11 protein-coding genes and 1 pseudogene are annotated in these 22,252 nt (G+C 58.8%); 7 read left to right on the forward strand and 5 right to left on the reverse strand.

Translation table 11 applies throughout. From position 1 onward, the window contains the following. Window positions 1–48: 48 nt before the first annotated feature. The 4 genes from KUF59_RS05860 to KUF59_RS05875 all read left to right on the forward strand — a co-directional run bounded on the left by KUF59_RS05860 (window position 49) and on the right by KUF59_RS05875 (window position 12,807). Entirely contained in the window at window positions 49–2,055 is a 2,007-nt protein-coding gene (locus KUF59_RS05860; protein WP_258768685.1) for a conjugal transfer protein TraG, read from the forward strand. 9 nt (window positions 2,056–2,064) lie between these two features. After that, window positions 2,065–2,502 carry a CopG family transcriptional regulator gene (locus KUF59_RS05865; protein WP_258768687.1) on the forward strand — a complete coding sequence of 146 codons (438 nt, stop codon included), beginning with the start codon at window positions 2,065–2,067 and terminating at the stop codon, window positions 2,500–2,502. 253 nt (window positions 2,503–2,755) lie between these two features. Then, window positions 2,756–3,265 carry a hypothetical protein gene (locus KUF59_RS05870; protein ID WP_258768688.1) on the forward strand — a complete coding sequence of 170 codons (510 nt, stop codon included), beginning with the start codon at window positions 2,756–2,758 and terminating at the stop codon, window positions 3,263–3,265. Window positions 3,266–4,692: 1,427 nt separating this feature from the next. Beyond that, window positions 4,693–12,807 carry a shikimate kinase gene (locus KUF59_RS05875; RefSeq protein ID WP_258768694.1) on the forward strand — a complete coding sequence of 2,705 codons (8,115 nt, stop codon included), beginning with the start codon at window positions 4,693–4,695 and terminating at the stop codon, window positions 12,805–12,807. A 164-nt stretch (window positions 12,808–12,971) separates the two neighbouring features. On the opposite strand, the gene KUF59_RS05880 is transcribed toward KUF59_RS05875, so the two are convergent. Further along, window positions 12,972–13,130: a hypothetical protein gene (locus KUF59_RS05880; RefSeq protein WP_258768696.1), complete on the reverse strand. Its 159-nt coding sequence runs from the start codon at window positions 13,128–13,130 to the stop codon at window positions 12,972–12,974. After that, window positions 13,131–14,333: a condensation domain-containing protein gene (locus tag KUF59_RS05885; RefSeq protein WP_258768698.1), complete on the reverse strand. Its 1,203-nt coding sequence runs from the start codon at window positions 14,331–14,333 to the stop codon at window positions 13,131–13,133. A gap of 1,244 nt (window positions 14,334–15,577) precedes the next feature. On the opposite strand from KUF59_RS05885, the gene KUF59_RS05890 reads away from it, so the two are divergent. Beyond that, complete coding sequence (locus tag KUF59_RS05890; RefSeq protein WP_258768700.1) at window positions 15,578–16,051, forward strand: trehalose-6-phosphate synthase; 474 nt, start codon at window positions 15,578–15,580, stop codon at window positions 16,049–16,051. A gap of 19 nt (window positions 16,052–16,070) precedes the next feature. Then, entirely contained in the window at window positions 16,071–17,042 is a 972-nt protein-coding gene (locus tag KUF59_RS05895; protein ID WP_258768703.1) for an alpha,alpha-trehalose-phosphate synthase (UDP-forming), read from the forward strand. A gap of 398 nt (window positions 17,043–17,440) precedes the next feature. Here the strand turns inward: KUF59_RS05895 and KUF59_RS05900 are convergent, their stop codons facing one another. Together KUF59_RS05900 and KUF59_RS05905 are read right to left on the reverse strand one after the other, a co-directional pair. Then, a complete protein-coding gene (locus tag KUF59_RS05900; RefSeq protein WP_258768704.1) occupies window positions 17,441–18,187 on the reverse strand; it encodes a carbonic anhydrase in 747 nt (248 codons plus the stop codon). Window positions 18,188–18,337: 150 nt separating this feature from the next. After that, complete coding sequence (locus KUF59_RS05905) at window positions 18,338–19,204, reverse strand: radical SAM/SPASM domain-containing protein (RefSeq protein WP_258768706.1); 867 nt, start codon at window positions 19,202–19,204, stop codon at window positions 18,338–18,340. Window positions 19,205–20,646: 1,442 nt separating this feature from the next. Between KUF59_RS05905 and KUF59_RS05910 the strand changes: the two genes are divergently transcribed. Continuing rightward, a complete protein-coding gene (locus tag KUF59_RS05910; protein ID WP_258768707.1) occupies window positions 20,647–21,186 on the forward strand; it encodes a YopT-type cysteine protease domain-containing protein in 540 nt (179 codons plus the stop codon). A 602-nt stretch (window positions 21,187–21,788) separates the two neighbouring features. On the opposite strand, the pseudogene KUF59_RS44505 reads toward KUF59_RS05910, so the two are convergent. Next, window positions 21,789–22,166: pseudogene (locus KUF59_RS44505) on the reverse strand (transposase); the annotation flags it as partial. Between the last annotated feature and the right edge of the window lie 86 nt (window positions 22,167–22,252).

The following is a 22,252-nucleotide window of genomic DNA, read 5'->3' on the forward strand; positions in this document are numbered from 1 at the left end:
AATTTAGCATTGTGGATCAACGCTGGCAGGGTTTGATGAACGCTTGCCATGTCTACGACGAAGGTCCTTTGGGGCCAAATCATTCTTGTCCTTGCCATCGTGCTCATGACGACCTGGGCGGCAACTCAGTGGGTCGCCTGGAAACTCGGATTCCAGCCGCAACTCGGGCAACCTTGGTTTGAGCTCGGATATGGCAATCCCGTGTACCTGCCGCCCGCGTTTTTCTGGTGGTGGTATGCCTACGACGCCTATGCCCCAATGATATTCACTGAGGGGGCTTGCATCGCAGCATCGGGTGGCATCATTTCGATCATAGTCGCATTTGCCATGTCGATCTGGAGAGCCCAAGAGGCGAAGACGGCCGCAACCTACGGCTCTGCGCGTTGGGCGCTTCCTTACGAACTTCGATCAGCGCAGCTTACCGGACCGGATGGCGTCATCCTCGGGCGGTTCGACCGCAACTATCTTCGACACAACGGGCCCGAGCACGTACTCTGCTTTGCGCCGACGCGATCAGGCAAGGGCGTCGGCCTTGTCGTTCCTACCCTTCTGACCTGGGCGGGTAGCTGCATCGTCCATGACATCAAGGGTGAGAACTGGACTCTGACTTCTGGTTTTCGCTCTTCGCATGGAAGGGTTCTGCTATTCGATCCGACGAACCGAAACTCCGCGGCTTATAACCCACTGCTCGAGGTCCGTCGGGGAGAATGGGAGGTCCGGGATGTCCAGAACATTGCGGACGTCTTGGTGGATCCTGAAGGAGCATTAGAACGACGCAGTCACTGGGAAAAGACAAGCCACTCACTTCTGGTCGGCGGCATCCTGCACGTGCTTTACGCCGAGCCCGACAAGACATTGGCGGGCGTCGCCAACTTCCTTTCCGATCCCAAGCGGCCCATCGAGGCGACGCTGCGCGCGATGATGACAACGCCGCACCTCGGCGATGTCGGTCCGCATCCCGTCATTGCGTCCGCAGCGCGCGAGCTCCTGAATAAGAGCGAAAACGAGCGCTCCGGAGTGTTGTCGACCGCGATGTCCTTTCTCGGGCTGTACCGCGATCCGGTGGTGGCGCGGGTCACGCGATGCAGCGATTGGCGTATTCGCGACCTCGTGGAGGCGGCGCGACCGACAACGCTCTATCTCGTTGTGCCGCCCTCAGACATCAGCCGAACCAAGCCGCTGGTGCGGTTGATCCTCAACCAGATCGGACGCCGCCTCACAGAAGATCTCCACGCCGAGGCACGCCGGCATCGCGTTCTGTTGATGCTCGACGAGTTCCCTGCTTTGGGCCGGCTCGATTTTTTCGAATCTGCGCTGGCGTTCATGGCGGGTTACGGCCTCAAGAGCTTCTTGATCGCCCAGTCCCTAAACCAGGTCGAAAAGGCCTACGGCCCGAACAATTCCATTCTCGATAACTGTCATGTCCGCGTCGCCTTTGCGACGAATGACGAACGAACCGCAAGACGTGTCTCGGAGGCCCTCGGAATGGCGACCGAACTGCGCGCCATGAAGAATTATGCTGGTCACAGGTTGAGCCCCTGGCTGGGGCACCTGATGGTGTCCAGGCAGGAAACGGCACGACCCCTGCTGACACCCGGTGAGGTCATGCAGTTGCCATCGGACGATGAATTAGTATTGGTCTCGGGTTGGCCGCCGATCCGAGCCAACAAGGCACGGTACTACGAAGATCCACGGCTGCGTGAACGGGTACTCCCTCCGGCTCGGCCCGGTAACAGTGAAGGTGCCATCCAATCGCCGCACGACGACTGGAGCAGGCTGCCTTTGCCAAGCGCCTCCGGGACCAAACAGGAGCGGTCCACAGAGAAGCAGCCCAGTACTTCCAGCAGCGATCCCGCCAATGGTGGCATTCGGCGTGAACCGGAGCTCGGCGAGCATGAAGAGGTGGAGATCGACCGCAGCCCGGAAAGGGCAGAGTTCGAGTTTGCCGATGAGGAAGGTGACGATGAGGTTCAGCGCGCCGGCGTTCTTCGCAAACAGACTTCAAGTCTTGCGCGTCAGGCCGCAATGGATCCGGCCGACGGTCTAGATCTCTGAGCTGAGGACATGCGGACCAAGCATACCTTTCGTCTGCCGCCGGAACTCGCAATTCAGCTCGCTGACTATGCCAGCCGCAAGCGGGTGGCTCAGGCTCTCATTGTGGAGACGGCGCTTTCCACGTTCTTGTCGCCCGACAATTCGGAGCGAATGGAGGCGGCGCTCAGCCGGCGATTGGACCGGCTGACCCGCCAACTCGAGCGGCTTGAACGCCACGTCACGATTTCGAACGAAGCGCTAGCCCTGTTCGTCCGGTTTTGGCTGACAGCGACTCCGCCTTTACCTGACACGGCGCAACCAGCAGCCCAGGCGAAAGGACGCGAGCGCTACGATTCATTTGTAGAAGCATTGGGCCGACGCCTGGCAAAGGGACACAGCCTGGCGAAGGAGGTTTGCTCGGACGTAGAGCCACTTGTTGAAGGGCCGGAGAAGTCCGATCCCGTGTAAGCGTGCGGGTCCCTCTTTCCTAGCTGCGTAAATTTCTAGCTGCGTCGATATTGTGTAGGAGGATTTGCGGTGGCGCCCGAGCGCCATCAAGCTTTCGTTACAGTTCAGCCTTGCGCGCGTCTCTCAGCCGTTCTGTATCGACAACGGCCGAGGTCAGCATGAGTCCACACAACAGCAGATCGAAGGAGCTTGAATCGGACCTTGCGTCAAGTTGTACGTTCTTGCGAAGACATGTCCGCGAAAGCATCGGCAAATGAAGCAACCGTTTCTCACTATTGTCCTATGTTCTGCTTTCGGGTTGCTCGGGCTGACTGGGGGGGCGCTCGCGGACTCAATCCGACGCTACGACTGCACCATAGACGGAACCGATCGAGAGCCGGTAGGTGATCGAAATGGGCACATCATTGTCAGCCTTCAATATACCTGCCGCATTGCGGATGGGCTGTTGAAGGACGCAGGAATCACGTCGATATCGGTCAGCGAATGGGACAGTGAGAAAGGGAGGTACTTGGCTTCTCTCGACGTTCACCGCGCGCTCGAAGGATATGCGGTCGGTCAGCTCTTGGAGGGGGACGGCTCCTCGGTCATGGAGAACAACAGGGCCGCCGGTATCGCAGCTACCGGTAAGACGGTGTTCAAATTCGCATCCGGCTCGTTGGCGGTTCTCTCCGGAAAAACCGTCAAATTCACGACCAAACCCGTCGGCTCTCGTCGATTCGAGATGGAGTTCGCAGATTGGCCCGAAGCTGCTCAACCGAAATGACTGGGGTCGCGGCTTGCGTCAACCTCATTTGCGTGGCCGGTTGACTCTCTGGAATCGGTCAAGCCGCATGGTCAATCTGAAATCGTGGCTCGAACGTTTCTATTCGTTGCTGTGGTTGGCTGTGGGAATCTGGGCAAGCTTTGATGCCCCCGCGGAAGGGCTGTCGTGTCCTAAAAAAAGACAAGATCAAGCTGGACTGCATCGCTGAGCGCCGCTTCTTGGAAATATTGAGTGTATCTCTCGAAAAGCACTTTTGGCTCGGTGATTGATGCACTCTGTCGGCCTCTCGTTCGTAAGGGGCATGCAATTGAAGACTATGCGTGCTCGCCAGTTGCTGATCCGACGGTCCCATTCAATCAACTCTGTCAGATAAGACGAGGACAAGCGGCCGAGCCGGCGCGTGGCTATCGCGCTCGTGAGCGCAGACAGCACAGTTTCCGCTACATTGGAGATGGATTATGAGGCGCATTGACGAGCGCGGCAAATCGCCCATTTCGGAATTTGGTGCCAACGAAGGTCGAGGCGCTGAGGGTTCTAGCACTGGGCGGGCTTCTGGTCCGGGTGAAGAGGGCCGGTCATTCAATTCAGTTGTGGAGCGGATGCGCTCTGATCCTCAGGATTCAGATGCTGCATATTCTCGCGTCCCGCCGCGCGCCAGTGCAGGCCGGTTTGCCGGTCCTCCCGCCGGCCCACATCGACTCCTCGGGGCTGCGCTGCAAGGCGCAATGGGTGGGAGCCGTCGTCGTTTCCGCTCCTTGCCGGAATCCGGCGTGTCGCGATCTGAGGTGGAAGCGCGGCGCGACGATCCAGAGGCTGAAAGCTCACGAGGACGCTCGCTCCTGTCGCACCCAGCGAGCGGATCAGAAGGGGGGCACGTCCATGATGTGCCCACCCAGACGGTCCAAGGCGGAGGCCCGCAGCGACCTTATAGACGTGACAGTGGGGGACCAAGTCGAGGCGCAGGCCCCTTGCGTGGCGAGGAGTCCTGGCGCGCCGATCGAGAGGCGGGAAGCTCGCACGCCGGCAGACGCCCGGCGGATACGCAATCCGTGTCCGAGGGCAGCGGCAGACCAGGAAGGTGGCGCATCGCCAATGCGCCGACGCAGCCAATCCAGCGTGAAGGTTCGGAACGATACGATCGTATTTATGATGGCGCAGCAAATCGGGAAGCACGCCCGTCGCGTTCAGATGGCGGCCGGCGGCGGGCCGATCGAGCGGCCGAACGCGCGCAAACAGGCGGGCGGGCCCCGTACAGCCAATCCGTCTCTGGCTTGAGTGGCGGATCAGGAAGGCCGCACATCGACCATGCAACTATGCAGAACGTCCAAGGTGCAATACCGGAAAGGCATTCTAGACGATCGGATGAACTAAACGCTGCGCTACGAGAAATCGCCAGCGCTCGCGACATCGGGATATTCTCACGTGCAGTGGTGCGTTACAGCAATCAGCTGCGGAGGCAGGATCTTTCAGAGTTCCTGCAAATCGCGGCTGCTCGTTTCGATGTTCGATTTTTGCCGCAGTTGGAAGAAAATATCCGCTCGTCTTGGGGGTACGCCACGACGTGCAACGCGGTGAGCCGCGAAGCCGGAGGTGAGGCCGGCATGGACGCTTGCCGGGCCTTAGCGGCCCGAGTGTCGCGTCTTGACAAGACGCTTATGAAGCAAATGAATCCCAGTGCCCTCTCGCTCTTCGCATCATCGTTCGGTCGGAATCCTTCGGCGGCGGAATGCCGCGCGGCAATCATCAACATCGCCGAATTTTGCTGCGATGAAAGCTTTGCGTTTCAGGAACTGAAAAATCAAAGTCTGGCATTGCTGGTCAACGGCTTCAGTAAATGTCCAGACGAGGAGAGCTGTGGCCAAGCCACAGAAGCGATCGCCCGCGAGGTTTGTGAAGCCCGCGTGTCTGAATACATTCCGCAGAACCTGGCGAATCTGGTGAACGGCTTTAGCAAGTGGCCTGAACAGGCACACTGCTCCCAAGCCGCGGGCTTGCTTGCTGGCGAACTTAGCCGCCGCGCCGCTCGTAGGGACGGGCTATTCGATTTTAATCAGCAGGGACTAGCCAATTTGGTGAACGGGTTCGGCAAGTGGCCGGAAGACCGTTGCGGCAAGGCTATTGCCGCGATCGCCAAGGAGATCGTCTCACGCCCCGATCAACTTCCTGATTTTACTTCACAGGGACTGGCTAACCTGGTGAATGGTTTCAGCAAGTGGCCGGAAGAGGAGCACGCCCGCCGAGCCACAGCCGCGATCGGCGAGGAGGTATTTCGCCGCGCCCAAAAGAACGAGCTCCGCGGTTTTGTCTCGCAGGACTTGGCGAACCTAGTGAACGGGTTCAGCAAGTGGCCAAACGAGGCGGGATGCCGCAAAGGTACTGTCGAAATTGCAGCCCAATTCTGCCGCCGCGCCGCGCGCGACGCTGAGCTCTCTGATTTTATTCCGCAGCACTTGGCGAACCTGGTGAACGGCTTCAGCAAGTGGCCGGAAGAGGCAAATCCTGCTCGAGCCGCAGGCTTCATCGGCGCCGTACTCTGTCAACGCGCCACCCGCGCCGACGGGCTCTCTGATTTTACTCCGCAGCACTTGGCGAACCTGGTGAACGGGTTCATCAAATGGCCGGAAAAGACGGATTGCAACGAAGCTATCCTTGCGATTGCCGACGAGGTTGTTCACGCCGAGGCAAGCCGGCTCTCGAGTCTTACTCCACAACTCCTGGCCAACCTGGTAAGCGGTTTCAGTAGCAGGCCCGAGGAAATCTGTCGCCGAGCTACCGTCAAAATGGCGGGTGAGATCCTGTCCCGCGCGGACCGTGACGGCCAGTTTCCTGCTTTTGGTCCGCTAGGCCTGGCAAGCTTGGTGAACGGCTTCAGCAAATGGCCGGAACAATGTCGCGACGTTACAGTCGCGATCGCCAACGAGATCCTCGCGCGCAAAGAAGATCTTTCTGCTTTTGATCCGCAGGGACTTTCGAATCTGGTGAGCGGTTTCAGCAAGTGGCCGAAAGAGACGATTTGTCACGAGATCACCGTCGCGATCGCCAACGAGATCGCCGCACGCAACGAAGGGCTCTCTGATTTTGATTCGCAGGGATTGGCGAGCCTGGCCGACGGGTTCATCAAGTGGCCGGACGAAAGTGGATCTGGTTTGGCAAAAATCGCGATCGCCAAGGAGGTCATTGCACGCGCCGACCTACTTCCTGATTTTGCTCCGTCGGAAGTGACGAACCTGTTCAATGCGTTCAGCAACTGGTCGGAGATGGAGGACTGCTTCAAAGCGGCAGGCTTGATCGCGACCGAATTCTGCCGCCGCGCCGCCCGCGATGACAAACTGCCTGGTTTTCGTCCACAGCACTTTGCACTCCTGGCTAATGCTTTCGGCAAGTGGCTAAAGGGAGAGCTGAACTCCCGCCAAGCCGTAGTCGCAATCGCCGATGCGGTCCTTGGCCATGCGGACGAACTTTCGGTATTTACTCAACGACACTTGGCGGCGGTGGTGAACGGTTTCAGCAAATGGCCGGAAGAGGATGCCTGTCTGCAAGCTGCAGGTTTGATCGCTGCTGAACTGCGCCGCCGCGCCATCAGCGATGGCGGACTTCCTGACTTTAACCCGCAGCAATTAACGAGCCTGGTAAACGGCTTCAGCAAGTGGCCGGAAGAGGAGGACACAGGCCAAGCTATAATTGCCGCCGCAAGTGAGATCGTCCGTCGGGACGCCGAAGGGCTCTCGCATTTCAATGACGGGCAGTTGGCAATCCTGACAAATGGCTTGAGCAAATGGCCAACAGAAGAGGCCTGTCTGCAAGCTGCAGGCTTGATCGCCACCGAACTCTGCGGCCGGGCCACGCGACTGCCGGAGTTTACCGAGCAGGGTCTGGCGGTTCTGGTGAACGGATTCAGCAAGTGGCCGGAAGAAGAGCCCTCTCGCCTGGGCACAATCGCGATCGCGCGTGAGATCCATCGTCGGGCTGACGGCCTCTCTGTTTTCTCCAGCCAGGGATTGGCAAACCTGGTCAACGGTTTTAGCAAGTGGCCGGGGGAGGGCGACACGCAACGGGCTGCGCTCGCGATCGCTGATGAGGTCTATCGCCGCACCGACCAACTCTCTGTTTTTACGGGACAAGAGCTGGCGAACCTGGTGAGCGGTTTCAGCAAGTGGCCGCAAGAGGATTCCGCTCTCCAGGGCACGATCGCGATCGCCAGCGAAGTCCTTCGGCGCACACCGTCTGATTTTACTCAACAGGAGCTGGCTAATCTGGTGAACGGCCTCAGCAAGTGGCCGGGAGAGGAGTCGGCTCTCCAGGGCACAATTGCGATCGCCAGTGAAGTTCTTTGGCGCCAACCGTCTAGTTTTACTCAGCAGGAACTGGCGAACCTGGTGAATGGCTTCAGCAAGTGGCCGCAAGAGGAGCCCTCTCGCCTGGGCACAATCGCTATCGCCGGCGAGGTCCATCGCCGCGCTGACAGTCTCTCTGCTTTGACTAGTCAGGGACTGGCAAATCTGACGAACGGCTTCGGCAAGTGGCGGGACGAGGACACCCGCCGGGCCACAGTCGCGATTGCCGGTGAGGTCTGCCGCCGCAGCGACCAACTCTCCGCCTTTACTCGGCAGGAGCTGGCAAATCTAGTGAACGGTTTCAGCAAGTGGACGGAAGATGCGAACACGGGCCAAGCCACAGTCGCGATCGCCCGCGAGGTCCGTCGCGGTAGCGATCAACTCTCTCGGTTTACTCAGCAGGAGCTGGCGAATCTGGCGAACGGCTTCAGCAAGTGGCCGGAAGAGGAGGACGCACGCCAGGCCACAGTAGCGATTGCAAGTGAGCTCGTTGACGGCGACCGGCTCTCTCGCGCGGATAATCAAGCTCTATCGACGCTGGTGAACGGCTTTAGCAAGTGGTCGGAAGATACGTACATTTGCCAAACCGCTCTCGTGATTGCGCGTGAGGTCTGTCGCCGCCCGCTCCCCGATTTCACGCCGCTGCAATTGGCATACCTGGTGAATGGCTTCAGCAAGTGGCCAGAAGAAGCGGCGTGCCGCCGGGCGGTAGTGGACATCGCGCATGGACTCGGCCGCGGAGGCCAACGATTCGGTGCCTTCACGACGCCTCAGTTCAGCATGATCGCCAATGCCCTGGGGCGAAGTATCACGAGAGGGGAAGATGCAGGGGAGATCATTGAGACCGCTCTTCTGAAGGATCGCTTACATCAGCTGGCCCATCACCTGCACTATGCCATTGATCGGATGGCGCACAGCGATGTGCTGACCATTGCCAGCATTTTCAAGGCCCTGGCGAAAGCCCGGCTGATCGAGGATCTTGGTTTACTCGCACCGACCGGGTTGGATCGGCTCAACCAATTGCTTCGTGCCCCTGAATTTGCCGCTGAGAATAACCTCGAAACCATGGGCAATCTCTGTGCCGCTCTGGTGCCGCTGGCGCGCAGCCCGCACCTGCGCTGGCACCGGAGACAGGCTCTCTACTTGCTGAACGACCTCCAACCCGTTGTGGAGCAAAAGATCAAGGCACATTTCAACGCAAGCAAGGCCGAGCAAATCCGTGGGCCGCTCGCCAGTCGCGGTCCCGCCCTCTCGATCTATCAGGTGCTCAAATCTCGCGCGGTCTTGGCCAACATGTTCAAGCGCCCGGACGTCGAGGGCAAGAAGTCCGATTTGCGGACGAGGCAGCACGAGTTGAAGGACGGGACCAGAAAGATCCTCGACAGGACGCGCGACCTCATCCAAGGCGATCTTTCCAATATGAGCTGGAACCTGATCGCGCAGATCGAGGCGGATAGTCCGGTCGATGCGCTGGACACATTCGTCGAGCAGAATGCGGCAACGATACAGGCCAAATATCAGGCGGCCGTATTCGATGTTCACGAGGTCTTGCGAGCCATGGACCACGAGCCCAGGCCCCCACAGGGCGAAGCGGGTCTGATGCGGTTGCCAGTGGTGGACATGCAGGGGCGGCTACTGCCCACGGAGCCCGAAACACGATATTCGATTTTTCACAGGCTGACCTCGGGAGCGATAGAGGTGGTGGCGGTGCAGCTGCCAGCAAAGCCGAGCGCTTTCATGCTGGCGCGTACGCTCACGTATAAGGGTGTGCCATATCGCATGGACCTGTTCGGCGGCAGCAAGTTGAAGGCACCAAAACGGACCGTGTTGGAGATCGCCGCCCATGCGCCAGGCGAACCGGCCGCAGCGTCTTCGGGGGGAAAGCTGCTCGCCATTCCCTATGCCGAAACCGCTCCGGGCACGTCGTTCGAGAAGCTGTTGCGCGCCTGGGCGCCGTTCAAAGAGGCCTATTGGTATACTCAGCGCAGGGGGTTTGCGGCGCCACCAGCCCTGAAGGATCTAGGCCCTCATGACTACGCGCTGGAGGGCGCCTTCCGGCTGTTGCTGGCGCCGGACCGCCCGACCCACGAGGCTCACCCCTTCAAACTCACTGGACCGGAAGGCCCGATTGCTTTGCGACCCCACGACGGCTGTGGCTTCATCAAGGCCTCGCTCGCCGAGCTTATGCCAGCTATTCGCCGGGCTGGCCCCCAGGAAGGCCCCGATCGGATGCCGGCTTTTGGTGAGGCAAGGAGATCGTCCGTGCCGGCCTCGGCGCTGCAACATTATCCGCGCAACGAGCGGGTGGCGGACGAGGCCCGCAAGAAGACCAAGACTTGGCTTGAGAGCAGAGGAGAGGGAAGCCTGATAGGCGAGCAGCTGTTTCGCATGGTGACGGCAGGCCACATCGATGGTCCCGGTGCGGTTGCCGTTCCGTCCAGTGATGATGATATCCATGTGCCGAAGCGCAAGAGCGAGACGTTGACGGGAACGGGAGGCGTGCTGATCGGGCGATCTCCCTATGACAAGCCCAACATGCGCCCGCTCGCCGCCGAACGAGTCAAGTCGGCAGTTGATGGGGATCCGACTGCGACATTCCTCGATCGATGCGTGGCCATGCAATACAGTTTCAATGTCGCCCAGAAATCGGGGGAAGAGCTGGCGGCCGACGATCCCAGTTTCTTTGCCAAAGGCATCCTGATCGTGGTGCCGGATGCGATGTGGCCGGCCGACTACGCCGACCGTGGGCTCGTGATGTCGGCCGAGGACGTCAAGTGCCATTCGAGCTGGACCGAGCGCAAGGACCGCGCCAGGGTAGACACGCCGGTCGATTGCGTCGGCATCCTGCAGGCGACTGAGGTGTTTGCTCCGGGGTCGTTGGTTGCCGTCCCGACTGACGAGCAGAAAAATCTCGACGGTGACTTCGACGGGGATACCGTCGTTATCATCGGCGACCGGCCGCAGCTTTATGAGCATGTTCGCCAGTTCGATGAGAAGGAGCAAGCTCGCGGAGTTCGTTCGCTCAAGCCGCCAAAATCGTATACCCCGGCGATCGAGGGCAACAATTACCAATTCGGTCGTGCCAACCAGATCCTCGCGGCGACGCGGGATGCTTTGGAAATTTACAGCGGCCTGCAGCGCAGCTTTCTGGCGCAGTCCCATCAAGCACGACGCTGGTTTGCCGAGCGTGCCGTGTTTGGAACTTACGAGGGCGTTCACCACGAGCTACGGCGCGACATCCGTCAGCTACTGAACCAGGAACAGGTGAGTGGCCAGGATATAGAGGGCAAGCTCGACCGAGCGAGGCGCGAGATCAAGGTCGCAGACCATCCTGTGGCCCACGAGTTTGCCGAGTTGCTCGTCACCGACCTCCAGGCGTGGGCAGAAAGCAAGGATGAGCAGGTGCTGCCCAAAACAGCCGAAAGCGTTAGCGACACCAAACTGACGGTAAGCCCAGCGCTGACGGAGCTTTTCCCAAACCTAGCGGAGGCTTATCCGACAGCCATTCACCCACGCGACCGCATCCAGGCCCTGCTCGACCACTATCCTGCGCGCATCGATCCGCGTCCGGATGGGTACATTGCGGATGACCTCGTGCAAAGCGCAAGCAACCTCCTGAGCCTCGGTATCAAGGTCGGAACGGATGCCTTCAAATCCGACACGAGCGTCGAGCTTTTTATGAAGAAAAGCCAAGGACTCCAGCGGCTGCTGCAACAGACGCCGGGCGTGAAGCCTGTGCCCTATGTCAAGAGCATGGCGGCAACCCTCAACCACGGCAGGTTCAATGTCGACACGACCTTGGAGGATCTGAAGGACAATCCCACATTGGCGGCTTCAATCATGGAAGCCTCGATTAAGCTTGCTGCGGAGAAAGGGATTCTGCCTGGCCCCTTTGGCCGACAGCCAGCCGAGGAATCTGCCGTCACTTCAACGCTAACCCGCGAGCAGGCTTCAGAGCGCGCCCAAATTGAGGCTGCCCGCGCCGCGGCCGAAGAGAAGGAGATCACTGCAGCGGCGCTGCAGGTTGCCGAAAACCTCCGGCAAACGGACATCGATGTGAAAATGCCCCATCTCGAGAATCGGTTGAGATCGGAGAACTCGCTCAGAGACCAACTCATGGAGATGAATGATGCTTCCGAAGGCGACTCACCGCTAATCAGCAGTGCCGTTCGCCATGTCTTCGAAGTGCCCGATAAGGACTTTGCGCGTGCCTTCCGGCAAGCCATACTGGCGTTTGACGAGCAAGGCTACGCCGAAATCAGCACAACCAACTGGTTCAGGATGAGCGCTCCGACGTTTGTTGGCATGAAGACCGTGCTCGCCACGCCGGATGGCTACCGCTTCGAAACGGAATTCCATACGCCGGGCAGCTACCAGGCCAAAATTGCCAATCACGACACGTATAAGGAGCTGCAGCGACGACGCAGAGGCGATGCACCGGATCCCAGTAAGATGGAGCAACTCGCGCAGCGCGCTCGAGAGGTCTGCAAAGAAGTTGCGATACCCGAAGGTGTCGGAAACATTTCCCACTGGTCAATCGAAGGGATGCGCACCGGTGGCGTCGGCGCGGCCTTCGGCTCACAATCTGCCGAACAGTCAAGGACGCTCAAACCTAATGCAAAGGAGGTTGTCGCGGCTCTTGATGGGCGGCCGATCGTGCTCGTCGGCATGCCCGCTTCCGGAAAATCCACCATCGGCCCCTATCTTGCGCGACGACTGGGGCTACCCTTCATCGATTCCGACAAAAAAATCGAGGCGGCGGCTCGCATGTCGATAACGGACCTATTTGCGACCAAAGGAGAGCAGCATTTCAGGGACCTCGAGGCGAGGTCGATCGCGCGGTTTCTCGAGAGGGGGCCGGTGGTGCTGGCAACCGGTGGCGGCGCGTTCATGTGTGAGGAGACGCGGCGCCACGTCGCTGAGAAGGCGGTGTCGATCTGGCTCAATACCGACATAGGCGAGATCAGGAAACGCCTTAGTCGTGACACCACCCGGCCGCTGTTGCAGACCGCGAACCGGGAGGACAAGATCGCGCAGCTGGTCCGCGAGCGCGCGCCATTCTATCAGCTTGCCGATCTCACGATTGTCCCCGGCCAAAAACGTGACAACAAGAACGCAGATCAATGTGTGGCCGCATTGCATGCTCACCTTTGCGGCGAGGGGGACGCGGACCGGACACCGGCCAATGTCATGGGAGCTGCACCGTGACACTCGCCGCTCACAACGCTTCCTGACCGATGTCACGCCGAGCCATCGTGCTGAACGGTCTCTTCGCCTCGCGCGCTCTCGCCACTCGATCCTCCCCGAGGCAGCTACGGTTGATTACGACACGTGTTTTCGATCGGTAAAACGCGAGCACGCCGCTAGCGAAATCAGTCGTCCACCATGACTGGCCGCGGCAATGCGCCGCTGATCCCGTTGGCCAGCGTGGCAACTTCGGCGAAATAGTGGTCCACCGCGCTGCGAGCGGTCGTCGTGCCGGGGTGACGGAAATTCAGGCAGATTCCCTCGTGCGACCGGCTGACCCACACTTATACCTCCTGCGGGTCGCTGCAGCGGCTTATCAGAAATCTCGTTCGCCAGCGCGCCCAGCGATCCGACCCGGGCACCACCCGATCGTCCATATAGGAGACCACAAAGCGATCGCGCAGCGTCCTGCCTAGCACTTCCATCGCTTTGGAAAATGGCACCTGCGCGGTTTTTCTGGCCCGCTTCAGTTCGAGCCTAACGGAGCGCAGGAGATCTGGGAACGTGTCTGACACTTTGAAGCTGACCGGGCTCATCCCGACATACCAGCCAACCGAGTTCTTCCACCGCGTGGCATTTCGCGTGTGAAAGGGACCGACGCAGTGGAATTTCTTTTGGTGGCCCAGCGCTTTCCCTGCCAAAGCCAGGCATGCAAACATGCCTGCCGCTGTGTGTCCGCCTTGGGCGCGGCACGCCCGATCGAACCTCAGCGCGCTGTCCGCGTCAAATAGCCAGGTCCGTCTGGTGTGCTGCACGGCGTCGCCCACTGCACCGAGTGGCACCGGAAAATCTGGCAGTTGACCGCCAGTGGCCGCAATCAGCTCGCGCCAGTGTCCGATTGCCGGATGCCTGTCGGTCAGATCGCTCACACGGGCGTGCTCGGAGACGGCGTACTCCAGATAGCTGTGTGCCGGTGCCAGTCGCGGGGCCACTCTGTGAAGCGTTGCGGAGTAAAGTTCCCAGATCTCGTAGGGTACCGAGGCCATTGAGTAGGCGTCCGTGACTGAGTGGTCGGAGGCGACGACGAGAGTTGTGCATCCGGGCCGGCTGATTGTGACGAAGACATACGGCGGCCAGCTCAGCGGTTTTGTCTCGGCGTCGAACACTTCTTCTAACATCTGGGCTAGTTCGCCGGGATCGGCGTAGTCACCGAGTTCGACCAGATCGAGTGTTTCCGCGCCCGGGCCAATCGTCGCGAGGTGGATTACCGAGCCATCCTTGGCGAAGCGGCAGCGTAATGCCTCGTGCCGGTCGACCCAGCCAAGGATCGCCTTGCTCAGAGCGGTCGTATTGACCTCGCCCGACCATTCAAACGCGACGCCCAGCCAAGCCGGCTGGCTATTGTCGAAACAGCAAAGGTGCTCCTCCTGAACATGGGACGGCCGACGCGGATCAGGGCGCCAGCTGTCAGTGCCGGGCACGCGGATGCGCCACAAGGTCAGCCGGCCCGGACACAGCTCGAGGTCCCCGAGCTCGTTGATCTCCATACGCGCAGTCCTGCCAGCCAGTCCGTGGTCTCAGATCGCCAGATCCACAGCACGGAGGCCGCGCCCAGCGCGCTGCTGGCCAATAGCGCAGCCCGCAGGCCAGGTCCGGCGCCGACCGCACCGCCAAGCAGCGCGCCTAGTGGCGCAAGCCCCCACGCCAGGCGTCGGATGCTCGCATTGACGCGGCCCAGCACCCGAGGCGAGCCAGCGGCCGGCCGACTGCGGAAGCGGACCGAGTTGATTGCCAGCGAGGCAGGGAACGGCAGCCGGCCCAGGCATCCGCACGCACCGGCGGTCAATCGGCCCTGCGAGCGATATTTGTGCGGCAAAATCACTGGGCGGCTCGAGTGAATCTGCGCCGGCCAGCCGGGTCACCCCATCCGACGTTCGAACTCCTCGTAGTACGGGCGTAGGCCCGCGTAATCGATGGGCCAGGCCGGGTCGATGGGGTCAGGGGCTACATGCGCTCGCGCGTTGAAGTCAACGGTGCGATATCGGAAGGCGATCCCAGTGTACAATGTCATTTCACCGCTGAGCGCCGACACAGTCCACGGGCGCCAGAATGGCGTGAATTTGCCCGTCGGAGAGCGCACGAGGGCGTCGTCGATGCCATTTTGGACTGCGCCAGCGAGGCGTCGGCGGCCCGCACTCGGCCCGCTTAGAGGACGAGCACTTGGAAACCGTTTCGAGCGATCCCGTGGGCAACGATCGTGCCACTGGCGCCGCTCCCGACCACACATACGTCAACGGCGTTGGACGTCATTGCCCCACCTGTGGCAAGGGACGTCGGCCATGCACCATGGCGCCGCGCTCTTAAACGGCCAGGTCAAGACGGCTAATGAGAACTGTCAGTGCCAGTGTTGAACGTACGCCCAGTGAAACCGTCGCGAGCTACTTTGAAATTCGTACAATATGACGCACCGTAAGATTCAAGTCCTTTGAGCGGGCTGTCGCATGAATACGTTTCAAGATCCGCTGAAGCAGCGAGACATGAAGGATAAGACCGGTATCTTCAAAGCATCTGGCGATACGTGTGGTGGTGGAGTAGCCCAGCGTGCGATTTGTCGAGGAGAAGGGCGGTTCTGCTCCCGAAAGCTCAGGCCACCACTCAGAGAGGCCGACTCTGGGTTCCAAAGCGCTTTCCTCTTCAGTCCGTCGTCGTAAGAACTTGTCATAGGACAACGCGACTACCCTCGTGTCATCGAGGAGACGATAGAGCTTGCCACCGCTTCGAGCTGTTTCGTGTGCTCACCACAACACAGGAGCGGTCAAGGAAAGCCGATGCAGAACTTTTCCGTCATACTGTCTTTGCTCAGCACGAGGCGGGCATCGGCATGGTGTCTCAGCAGCCAGATGAGAAACTTGTTTTCGTTTCGAATCGTGTTTCAACCATCGATCCCAACAAACCCAAGGCGGGTGGTCTTGCCGCGGCCCTTGAGCCCGTCGTTGAACGCTCTGGCGCCGTTTGGATGGGGTCCTCGGGGACGCTAAGCGAGGGCGGTGAGCAGCTAAATGCTCTTGAGCAGCACGGCAGGGGTCAAGTTGCAAAGATAGATCTACCGGCCGCCCACTATGCTGGCTTCTATTATGGATTTGCAAATTCCACTCACTGGCCGGCATTTCACTCGCTGACCGAGGGGATGTCTCCTGCTTCGGAGGAGCATTACAAAAGCTATTGCGAGATCAACCGCGCCATGGCGCGCGCTGTCACGGCTTAAGAACCGAGGCGCGATTTGGGTGCATGATTATCATTTTCTTCCTCTCGGCAATGAGCTGCGCGCGCTCTCGATTCAGCAACCGATCGGCTTTTTCCTGCATACGCCATGGCCGAAGCCTGATGTGATGGAGCAGGTACGTCATCATCGCGAACTAATGGAATCGATGCTGGCGTACGATCTAGTCGGCTTTCAGACCCGCTGGGATCTGGATAATTTCCTCTCTTGCCTGCGATCGCATCTAGGGCTGGAGAGCAAGAACGATGTTGTGATCTCGGCTCGCGGCCTGACGCGGTGCCAAACCTTTCCGATTGGTATCGATCCGAAGCAGTTCGCAGAATATGCCGTGGAATCGCTCGCGACGCATCGAAAGGAGATCTCGTCGATGCAGAACAAACTCGATGGCACGAAGCTAGCAATCGGCGTGGATCGCCTCGACTATACTAAGGGTATCGACAATCGGATCAAAACTCTCGATCAGGTGTTGGCAGACAAGCCGCGCAGCATCTCGCTGTTGCAGATTGGGACGTCTTCGCGCGCCGACATTCCAGCATACAGTGAATATCAGCGCGATATCGACAACCTCGTCGGCGACGTCAATCGTAGGCATGGAACGGACGACGGATTGAAGCCAATTCTCTATGAGAAGAATCATTTCTCGCAGATGCAACTCGCGGGCCTTTATCGCACAGCGGATGTTGGTCTGGTGACGCCGTTGCGTGACGGCATGAACCTGGTGGCGAAAGAATATGTTGCTGCGCAAGATTCGAACAACCCGGGCGTGCTGGTCTTATCGAAGTTCGCGGGGGCGGCAGCAGAACTCAACGAAAATGAGGCGCTGCACATATCTCGGCTTCGGTTGGATCAACGAGGCGCAAATGCCCACCTATGCGACCCCGGAGGAGTTGAATGTCGCGGTGAAGCATGTACAGGATACGCGCTGGGTCGTCCCTTCGTAGGGCGTGCAGACCAGAGGCGAGGCGGCCCCGATTGATCAACTAGGGGCCATTTCAGTAAGCCGCGTACCTGTAAACTCGGCGGTGCGTTGCGACGAAGGCAATGTCCGCTTTGCCCCCGTAGCGACCAAGTCCCTGCGGCAGCAAACCTGTCGGCCGGCCGGAGTAGGTGGTCGGCGGGATTTGCCTTTCGAGCGAGAACTCACAGAACAACGCAGCTTGTTCGATTTGCCGATGCCCTATCATGATCCTCAGCCCTGCCAATTAGACAGACTGAATCGTTGTTATCTCCGCGTCGCATCCGCCGTCCTTTTTCAACAGAATAGGCCAACAGCCGAAGTCAGCTTTCATCAAACATGCCGTGATCTCGGAGCGAGCATTATGCGCGACATAGGCCAGCGCAAGCGCAGGTCTCTCTGAAGAGCCAGATCATCCTTCAACGTGACCCGGAACTTAAAATGAAGCGCCGGTCCCGCTTCTGGACGGGACGGGCATTCATGGGGAAGACCTTGCCGAAGCCTGCGATGTCGGTCTCACCCACCTCAATCGGATTGGCGAGGACGATCCAATCGACTGTCTCGCTACACGGCGGCGTCGTCAGTGATCCCGCATAGTGGTAATATGCTCGTTGCGCCGGCAACAGTTGGCTGGGGTCGATTGCTGGATCAGCTGGAACGGCTCGACCCTCGTCTGACGGCATAGCCGCGACAATTTTTTTGAAGACTGCGTTCGGCTTTCCAGCGACCATAAGCACACCAACGACGGCCAGCCCGTCGGCATCGGCGTGAACGAAATGTGCTTCCATCGCGAAGCGCTTACCTTCGACAAGGTGCTCGCTCGGATGATGGAAGTGGAACTGCTTCAGCGCATAGCCGCGGTCGCCCAAGTGGAGCGTGTCGCCTTCAGCAAGATCAAGCTGAATGGTATGGCCATTGTTGACGATCCTATCCGGCCGCTTGGCCCAACTCATCTTAAGCGGCGGCTGCGGGGCAGTAATGGTGCCGGTTATATCGATGGGTGACTGCTGGCCGCCGATCGCGCACGCGGCGTCGGCGGCATCCAGACCGCCCCATTTGTCGGGCCCGGTCTCTCCCTCGTAACTCCAACGATGCTCCGCCGCGGACGCGCACAGGGGACACAGCGCGAAACCGGCGAAAAACCCTAGAGCTTGCCGACGATCCATGACTGTCTCCCTGTGGTGCGGCCACGGTTCGATGTTTCAACAAAGGACTCACGCGCCGCCGGAACCTTGATCAATCGTGAGCTCAGGAACGGTGCACCCCGAGCTTTCGCACGGTTCGTGCTGATGAAGAGGGCGTCAACCTCTCACAAATCAGCGTGCCGACGCTACTGGTTGGGCGAATTCACAGGTCCGGCAAAGCAGAAAGCCGTCCCTTCCATTCATTCGATCGACAATTTCGCAAAACGTCGGTCCTTTGAAGAGATCTTGATATTCATCGCGAAGAAGATTGCCCAAGACGTGACGTCGCTCAAAATCCATGCAGCACAGCGTGACGTCGCCGTTTGGGAGAAGAACATTACGATGTTCTCGTTCATCAGGACATGTTAATACTCCGACGATCGGCTGTCGTGCCTGAACGAGTTTTGGATCGACGCTTCCACCCCTGCTGCTCAGCGGACGCGAGCGAACCAGCGCTTCCTCGGGGATTATCTCGACAAGCTCGGGATGGACTTCACCCATGACGATGAATAGCATTGGTGAAATGCCTGCGTCGACCAATTGACGTAGCAATTCGACATATTTGCGCCTGACTAGGCGACTGTTCATGTAGGTGCCGTCATCAAAAACGTGCACCAGGAAAAGCCGGAATTTCAGCGCTTGCAAGCGTCGTAGATTCCGCTCTTTCATTCCTACGAGTGTCGTGGAAATCCGAATATTATGGCCGGCTTCGTAAGCGTGCTCAACCATTTCGGTGCAAGCCGGATTGAGCCAGGCCTCTGAGTACCCGGAAAAGCTGATATCGACAGCCGTTGGTACGCGCGCCAAGCATTTCTTGAAATCTTCGAGACGAAGATGCTTTGCATGAGATACGACCCTTTGCCGCTCGGCAAATTTGTCCTGCGGACAATAAGAACATCCGACGACGCAGCCCGTTGTCGTAGTTATCTCCAAAACCCTTTCGCCGGGAGGGACCGCGCCGCGCAAGTCCTGTAAATTCGTCGAGTGTGAATCAACCATCTGCAGGGTTCTCCCGAATGTCCGGCACAAAGAGCGTCCCCGCGCAGCCGACTGGCGGCCTTCATGAGGGCTTACTCATGCATGAGTTCGGATGACTGGGCGATAAAGGCGACATAGCTAGGGCCGAAACGCAGTTGGATCGAGGTTATCCCACGTTGTAGGGCTTTCTCCCGCTGCAACGAGCTGAAATCTTGGCAGGGGTGCGATGCCGAAAGTAAGTGCGCCGAGCCCGGGAGCAAACTCATTGCCGGGTTTTGCGAGTTCGGTAACCGCGGCGCAACATCCGAGCCCGAGGGCAGTGGTCATTCTTCTCTCACCTCTTGCAACAGACATTGGCCATGCCATTGGCGGCGGTGCATTTATTGGGCAGTCAATCCGGTTCCGAGGACGCAACCAGCGTTGGGGCGTTTGATACGATCAAGACAGTACAATATGACGCTACGTACGATTCAATCTCTCTCGAAAACGAGCGGAACGGAAAGAGCACATGGTCAACTAACGCGAACTGCTTCGCCGTCGTGTGGCGCTCTCTAACGATCAATGCCTAGTGTGCCTGATCACATCTTCTGGACTGAAGCTCAAGCCCCGGTGCAGAACGAGGCGATCCTTGACGTGTGAAGATTTCATCCAAAAAGCTTATCAGCCGGTCGTAATTGCACAGCTCGCTCGCATCACTAGGCGCTTCAGCTCCCACCAACTTGCTCGCTGAGAAAGGGCTAATATGCACTTCAAATCGGTGCGACAAACGCGCGTTTTTTTTCCTCTTTTCCTTCTATCCACGATCCAACCCGAACCCTGTTTTACGGAGGCGCCATCGCCTGTCCTTGCAGGCACCTATTCTTGTAAGCACCTATTGAGGCTTGAGGGATCGCCTGCAAGGGCGGCCATCACCGCGGTCGCGCTCACTACCTGAAACGTTACCGGGCCCGTCTTCGTCATGTTCCCTAAGCTGGGCAACGCCTGCCCGTCAGCTTCTCATCAGCTTGTCAAAATATCATTCACAATAGGGCCCAAGCAGCCCGAACGCACTGCGAAGAGACCCACGTTGAAGAGAAGCGAGAGCCGCCGTGTATAATCGAATCATTGAATCCACACGTCCTAACCAAGCTCACGAGCCGAGCCAGTCGGTGGACAGCGACAACTTTCGGCAAATACTTGCGGGCATGTCGTCCCGATCCGTGCCAGATCACCATGCGAGTTCGCCTTCGGCGCTAACAGGGGCGAACTCGCTCGTTTCCCAACCTCCTATCGTTGAGTTTGAAAGGCTTTCCTTTGGGAGAAACAGGCAAAATCTCACGTCGCGGAGGAGGCTGCCACCTGGGGAGTTGCCCGACAAAATGGGGTGCTGCGTCAGCACGCCACAGACCACCGATCCTCACAATCCCAGTACATCCTCTCCGGCGAGGTGGAGCACCTCCCTGTTCGAATACAGGACGGCCGAATTGAATGACGCAAATGTAGACGGCATCTGCGTCGGGTTGACGGCGGAGTGGTTCTGCATTCTCAACAGCAGCTCGTCGGACCGAATGAGTGCGCTAACACCTGGATCACAAAGGCACGCCTCAGCGGCTGAGCGGCAGGAGCAGTATCAGGATCACAAGGATTACTTGCGAAGGGAGGGAGCAGGAGCTTCTCAGGCAGACCTTGAGGCACAAAACAGGGTGTTGCGGGAAGCAGGCTTGGCGCCATCCGGAAAAGAAAAGGTATACGAATTCGGCGACTCTTCGAGCCTCTCGCGCATGGTGGGGAAAATCACCGACGATGGATCGAAATATTTGCTCAGTTTGTATTTCGCCGAAGGTGGCTCACACGTAGTTGCAACGTCGGCGTTGAATGGAAGTACTACACTTTTCGATCCTAACTATGGAGAACTTACTGCTCATCGAGGGGAGATGGAAGGATTGTTGCAAAGCCTCGCCAATCGTTACAGGAACCCCAACGGGCAGAATTTGACGACAATCACCACACAAAAGATATACTGAGCCGGGCCTGCACTCGGAGGACGACTGGCGTTCTATCAAGGCCAGCAAGAATGCGGGATCCATTCCCCCGTGTGCAGCACAGAGCGCGGGGTCAGCTAGGTCGATTGAGAAAATAGAGGTTAGGCCACCTGCGAGTTAAGCTCGGAGGTGGCCTGTTGGCCGCAAAGGATCAAGCTAGAAAAGCTGATCGTCGAGTTCCAAAACAATGGGCCCGTCGAAGTCTGGCACATAGCCCTTGTAATTTACATTGTGGCCGAGCCGACGGCCGCTTCGAAGCGCTATTCGATTGTCCAGAGATATCATACTAGGGACGCTAGAACTTAAGAAGCTGACGAGCCTCAGCTCGATATTTGGCTCGGCATTGATGAGGTCATAACTGGAAGGAATGCTAACGCCGAGAACCGGACGGTGATGTCCTGTGCGCCTACCGAGTTGCGATGCTCGGAGCTATCTAGCTTCATGGTGCGAGCGGTGCGGAGTGCGGACGAGCCGCCACCAGCCGAATGACCGAGGTTACCACAACTGCCGTCCCGCTGGACATCGCCGGCCGGTTGAGCACTGGGCCAGAAAATCGGAGAAGATCACGCCTCGTTCGGCTGCTCTCAATCGAACGGTGTACCTTGGACCCAGATGCCCCTAAAGAACTATGGCGAACTTACGCGCAATAGCGACCTTTGCCTTCCCCGCCAATCCGCTTGGGAAGCTTCATTCCCCAGGCTTTAAGAGAAGAGTTTCTTTGTTCGATAGGCAGCCGTCGGCTCGAACAGGTACGTTCGGAAGCCTATTGCCGTAGCATGATATCCTGCCATTGATGTCCGTTTCGCCGGATTGGGTGCACCCAGATATTAAGATCAAGATAGGCGACCTACAGTCGATGCCGATCGGAAGCGGGACGAGTGATCGATCGTATGGCGGAAAGTCAACACCGTCACCACGCCGATGCCATGAATGGTCATAAGGCGACGTGTTGTCTCATCTGACGCTTCTCGCAGCCCCTAGCGCCGAATAACGTCCATGCGCGTCGTTTGGCAGGTGCCGTGTCGTTAATCGTGCAATTTTCTCATTA

The organism is Bradyrhizobium arachidis, assembly GCF_024758505.1.
In the GTDB taxonomy this organism is placed as follows: domain Bacteria; phylum Pseudomonadota; class Alphaproteobacteria; order Rhizobiales; family Xanthobacteraceae; genus Bradyrhizobium; species Bradyrhizobium manausense_C.